Source organism: Shewanella sp. NIFS-20-20 (assembly GCF_019209865.1).
In the GTDB taxonomy this organism is placed as follows: Bacteria; Pseudomonadota; Gammaproteobacteria; order Enterobacterales; family Shewanellaceae; genus Shewanella.
Map to the genome: position 1 here is coordinate 1 of NZ_JAHUTT010000109.1, position 2,932 is coordinate 2,932.

Annotated in this window: 2 protein-coding genes; both read left to right on the top strand. The window is 44.2% G+C overall.

Going from position 1 to position 2,932, the window contains the following annotated elements; genetic code table 11:
* The first annotated feature begins 545 nt into the window (after window positions 1–545).
* On the top strand, window positions 546–1,319 hold the full coding sequence (locus KU855_RS18575; RefSeq protein ID WP_218532767.1) for a 5'-methylthioadenosine/S-adenosylhomocysteine nucleosidase: 774 nt from the start codon (window positions 546–548) through the stop codon (window positions 1,317–1,319).
* Between the two features lie 128 nt (window positions 1,320–1,447).
* Window positions 1,448–2,716 (top strand): NupC/NupG family nucleoside CNT transporter, encoded by a 1,269-nt coding sequence (locus tag KU855_RS18580; protein WP_218532769.1) that lies wholly within the window; start codon window positions 1,448–1,450, stop codon window positions 2,714–2,716.
* Window positions 2,717–2,932: the final 216 nt, after the last annotated feature.

The window sequence follows — 2,932 nt, forward strand, 5'->3', positions numbered from 1 at the left end:
TTAGCTAACGTCAAGGCAATGAACAAAGTCATAAGACTAGGTATGCCTGTTAGTTACCGAGTTGAGTAATTAGAGTAAGTGTCATTAGATCAGTACGTTACGTGAACTATTTGATCAACAACGCCGTATGGCGCTGCTCAATAATCCTGATACAGGAGGGTGTTTTCTTACTTATATTTTAAGCATCGTTTTTGAGGGGGGCGCCTCCTTTTGAATAAGCGGCTGGTGACTGGTGTCACATATTTCCAGTCTAAAACATGTCAAATTTTGGGCGGAGGTGATAATTGTTAATCACTAATACAAACGATTTAAGAACACTGTGTTCTCAAATAGGAGAGTTGTAAATTTACTATAATAGAACATCTTGAAAAGCTAAATATAATTTCCTTATAAATCAATCACCGATTTTTCAATGCCTTAAATTATTTAAAAAGACCCCTGAGAATTTATGATGAGCTGGTAACACGCCTCTCACAATTTGCGTCATTGCCCATGGAGATAACCGTTGTTAATATTCGCGCACTTTCTGCTTTGAATAATTCTTTATGCAACTTCAAGATGATATTAGACGCCGGCAGCCAATTCTGGTTCAGGGCGCAATGGACGTAGAAATCGAAACTCTGGTGGCAGCGCTCGACGAGGTCAGTGAAGCCTCGTTCGGCTCTTGGACATTTTGGTTAGGTCAACGCAATGGTTATCCGGTGGTAGTTTCACGTACCGAAATTGGGCTGGCAAATGCCGCCGCGGCAACTACATTAGCCATTGAGCATTACCAGCCACGCATCATCATCAATCAAGGCACTGCCGGCGGTCATGATCCTAAGCTTTTTCGAGGCGATATTGTGGTAGGCAGTGCTAGCTTTAACATGGGCTCTTATAAGACTGAGTACACTGAGAAAGGCCAGGGCATTCACCCAAGGAATTGGCAGAACTTTGATATGACCATGTATCTTCGTGAACATGGAAACGTGGTTAAGCATAATCATTTTAAGGCTGACCCAGCCTTGGTGGCGTTGGCGGTGTCATTGGCCCCTCGCTACACCAAAGGACAAGTGGTGACTGGGGTGATAGGTACGGGGGATGAATGGAACCGCGAACTTGACCGCATAAATTGGTTTCATCAGACCTTTAATACGGCCATTGAAGAAATGGAAACATCAGCAGCCGCAATGATCGCCGAAGCCTATAAAATCCCTTTTGTTAGCATTCGAGTGCTGTCTAATACAGATCAACATGGACAAGAGTTTGAACCACAAACTGCCATTGATTGCCAACATTATGTTCTCAATGTACTGGATGAGCTAATCGTTTCGATGTAGTTGATTGGCAATGTACTGGTTTACATATTGCGCAATTAATTACGATAACCTACAAGTTTCTTATTGAGGCATTGTTATCGACAATGCCTCAATTACGTTCGCTTTATTTTCGTCAATGGATTAAATAAATGCAAATCATAGTGAGTATTCTAGGTATTATTTCGCTGCTTGCGATAGCCTATTTCGCGTCAGAAAATCGCAAGGCAATTAATTATCGAACCGTAGGTGTTGCATTTGTTTTGCAATTAACAATGGGGGCGTTTGTTATATTTTCATCGTTCGGTCAGGCGGTGATTTATAATATGGCCGAGGTAGTGTCTAATGTTATTGGTTATAGTAACGCTGGCATGTCCTTTTTATTTGGTGGCCTTGTCAGCGATAAAATGTATGAATTATTTGGGCCAGGAGGCTTTGTCATTGCTTTTAAAGTATTACCCATCATGGTTTTTTTCTCTGCCTTGTCGGCGGTTCTGTATTACTTAGGCATTATGCAACTGGTGGTGAAGTGGGTCGGTGGTGCACTACAAACCTTATTAAAAACCAGTAAAGCGGAGTCGATGTCGGCCAGTGCCAATATTTTTGTCGGTGTCACCGAAGCGCCATTGCTCATTAAGCCTTATATTCCGCAAATGACACGAGCAGAATTGTTTGCGGTGATGTGCGGTGGTCTCGCGTCTATTGCCGGTACGATGTTAGCAGGGTATGCCCAATTAGGCATTAAGATGGAGTATTTGCTGGCCGCTTCTTTCATGGCTGCGCCAGGGGGGTTGTTATTTGCCAAGTTACTGATCCCGCAAACTGAAAAAGTAAATGATCAGGCGCTTGATCGTGTTGTCGAAGACCAACCTAAAAATATTATCGATGCCGCAACCTCGGGTACCATGAGTGGGTTATCGTTGGCCTTGGCAGTTGGCGCGATGCTGTTCTCGTTTGTCAGTTTAGTAGCGCTGCTCAATGGCATGATTGGTGGCATTGGCGGATGGTTTGGTTTTGAAGGGGTCACTTTGCAGATGATTTTAGGCTATCTGTTTGCGCCGGTAGCTTGGTTAATGGGAGTGTCATGGGATGAAGCCATGCTGGCAGGATCCTTCATTGGCCAGAAGATTGTGATCAATGAGTTCTACGCTTATATTAATTTGGCACCCTACCTCGCTGGCGATACCTTGGTTGAGGCCACCGGCATGCCAATGTCAGAACGTACCCAAGTGATCTTATCTTTTGCTTTATGCGGATTTGCCAATTTTGGCACGGTTGCTATCGCGATTGCGGGTATTGGTAGCTTGGTTCCTGAACGTCGTTCCGAAATCGCTACCCTAGGGCTTAAAGCCTTGGCCGCTGGGGTGTTGTCTAACCTGATGGCAGCAACGATTGCCGGCTTGTTTATGACCTTGGTATAAGACAATCGCTGAGGCAGGCGTGCAACCTTTTAATGACCAGAAGATGGCGTGTGCCTGCGTAATCGCTTGAACAAAATAACCTAGCATTGCTGTAATGCCGATCAGTTAAGACAGATCGCTTGACGATCTCACTGAAAGGATCAAAATCCGATGACCCCTTGTCATCGGATTTTTTTATGCAACTTTCAGAAGCTTTGGCGCGTACTCATATCAATC

Bases quoted from the DNA above. Each gene is read 5' to 3' on its own strand.
- KU855_RS18575 (WP_218532767.1), top strand. From the start codon at position 546: ATGCAACTTCAAGATGATATTAGACGCCGGCAGCCAATTCTGGTTCAG.
- KU855_RS18580 (WP_218532769.1), top strand. From the start codon at position 1,448: ATGCAAATCATAGTGAGTATTCTAGGTATTATTTCGCTGCTTGCGATA.